2 protein-coding genes are annotated in these 2,694 nt (G+C 66.7%); both read right to left on the bottom strand.

From position 1 onward, the window contains the following. Positions 1-1,506 (bottom strand): DEAD/DEAH box helicase (locus tag AC1DYI_RS32005; RefSeq protein ID WP_477208147.1); only part of this gene is annotated, 1,506 nt, incomplete at its 3' end. Between the two features lie 320 nt (positions 1,507-1,826). Continuing rightward, positions 1,827-2,694, bottom strand: an 868-nt coding sequence (locus AC1DYI_RS32000; RefSeq protein WP_477208146.1) for a S8 family peptidase, incomplete at its 5' end; no start/stop codon positions are given.

Genomic DNA, 2,694 nt, shown 5'->3' with positions numbered 1-2,694 from the left:
CAGCAGGCGGGCGCCGGCCGGCTTCGGAGCCGAGCCGCTGTTGCTGCCGGCAGGCCGCGCCTGGCCCTGGTGGTTGCCGCTCGGGCGCGGGCTGCCATGGGCCGGCTTGTGGCCACCATGCGGGGCATGCTGGCCGGCCGGGCGGCCACCAGCACTTGCCGCCGGCTTGCCGCCGCCGTGCGACGGACGGCCGTCATGACGGCCGCCATCCTGGCGTGCCGGCGCGCCACCGCGATCGCCGTTGCGGCCGCCGCGGTGGTTGCCACCACCACCACCACCACCGCCGCCACCAGCACCGCGGCGTGTACCGCCGATGCCAATCGTCATGCGGCCCAGCACGATGGGCTCCGCGCGCTCACTGGCCGGTGCTTCGAAGCCGGGAATGGTCTCGCGCGGGATGTCGCGCTTGATCAGCTTCTCGATGTCGCGCAGGAAAATTTCTTCGTCCAGGCACACCAGCGAGACCGCTTCGCCTTGCGCGCCGGCGCGGCCGGTGCGGCCGATGCGGTGCACATAGTCTTCCGGCACGTTCGGCAACTCGAAGTTGACGACGTGCGGCAGCTGGTCGATGTCGATGCCGCGGGCGGCGATGTCGGTTGCCACCAGCACCTGCAGGTCACCACTCTTGAAGTCGGCCAGTGCCTTGGTGCGTGCACCCTGGCTCTTGTTGCCGTGGATCGCCATCGCGCTGATTTCTTCCTTGTTCAGGAATTCGGCCAGGCGGTTGGCACCGTGCTTCATGCGGGTGAAGACCAGCACCTGGTGCCAATTGCCTTCGCGGATCAGGTGTGAGAGCAGCTCTTTCTTGTGCTCGCGGCCGACCGGGTGCACCTTCTGCGCGATCGTGTCGGCGGTCGCGTTGCGGCGTGCCACTTCGATCAGCGCCGGCTGGTTCAGCAGGCGATCGGCCAGGGCCTTGATGTCGTCACTGAAGGTGGCCGAGAACAGCAGGCTCTGCTTTTGCTGCGGCAGCACCGCGAGCACCTTCTTGATGTCGTGGATGAAGCCCATGTCGAGCATTCGGTCGGCTTCATCGAGCACGAAGATCTGCACGTGGCTCAGGTCCAGCGTGCCTTGCTGGTGGTGGTCCAGCAGGCGGCCGGGGGTGGCCACGAGGATGTCGACGCCCTTGCGCAGGCGGTCGATCTGCGGCTGCATGCCGACACCGCCGAACATCACCATCGACGTCAGCGGCAGGAACTTGCCGTACAGGCGCACGCTTTCTTCGACCTGGGCCGCGAGTTCGCGCGTCGGGGTCAGGATCAGCGCGCGGATCGCGACGCGGCCCTTGGCGTCACGCTTCGGGCCTTGAGCGGCCAGGCGGTGCAACAGCGGCAGCGTGAAGCCGGCGGTCTTGCCGGTGCCGGTCTGGGCGCCGGCCATCAGGTCGCCGCCGTTCAAGACGGCGGGAATGGCTTGCGCCTGAATGGGAGTGGGTTGGGTGTAGCCTTGTTCGTGAACGGCACGAACAATCGATTCGGCCAGGCCGAGAGATTCAAAGGTCATTGAGCTCGATGGAGCATGGCCGGCCCGCCGCCCGCGAATTGCTCGGGGCACCAGCCAGGGGCCCGGCCGGGAGTAGGTGCGGTTGGCCTGCAAGAGGTGCACCGCTGTCAGAACTGACAAGCCGCCGCCGAGGCTGGACCTCGGGGGGATGCGGCCATTGTAACCGCCGCGGCGAGGGTAATCCCCAAATCAGGCCGGGACTCACCTGGTTAATGCACGAAGTTCGCCGCTTGCTGCCTGCTTTGCGCTGCCCGCCATCAAAAAGGCCGGGTTGCCCCGGCCCTTCGAACAGCGCTTGCCGAGCAGTGCTCGGCTGATGCTCAGTAGGTGCTCACGTTCAGGCGGCCGCCGGTCACCGTCTTGCCGGCGCACGAGGCGGTGGCCGTGGTGGTGCCGAGGATGGCGGCCTTCATTTGCGCAGCGGTCAGCCCGGGATGGTGCTTGGCGTACAGCGCAATCGCGCCCACCACGTGCGGCGTGGCCATCGATGTGCCGCTGTAGGACGAGTACGAGTTGGTCGGCACGGTCGATGTGATCGACTGGCCGGGGGCGCAAATGTCGACCGAGGTGGCGCCGTAGTTCGAGAAGCTGGCCAGCGTGCCGGTGCTCGTGATGGCGGCCACGGCGATCAGTGCATCGCTGGTGTAGCTGGCCGGGTAGAACGGCGAGGTGTCGTTGTTGCTGGCGTTGTTGCCGGCAGCGGCGACGAACAGGATGTTTTGCGCACCGCCCCGGTCGATCGCGTCCTTCAGGCCTTGCGAGAAGCCGCCGCCGCCCCATGAGTTGTTGGTCGCGACCAGGTTCAGGTTGTGACGGGTCTTCAGGTCGGTGATGTAGTCGACGGCCTTGATCGCGTTGGCGGTGGTGCCGCCGCTCACACCCAGGAACTTGGTGTGGACCATCTTGATGACCCAGCACATGCCTGCGACGCCGGCTCCGTTTCCGCCCTTGCCGCCGATGGTGCCGGACACGTGGGTGCCGTGGTCGTCCTGGACGCCGTCGTAGACCGACTTGTTGTTGCCGTCGAAGTCCCAGCCGTGGGTGTCATCGATGTAGCCATTGCCATCATCGTCGATGCCATTGCCGTCGATCTCGGCCGGGTTCTTCCAGTGGTTGGCTTTCAGGTCCGGGTGGGTGTATTGCACGCCTTCGTCGATCACGCCGACCAGCACGCCCTTGCACTTGTTG

This window comes from Ideonella sp. P3_A4 (assembly GCF_056403075.1).
Note: the sequence above shows the minus strand (reverse complement) of the source record. Positions and strands in the feature narration are given on the sequence as shown.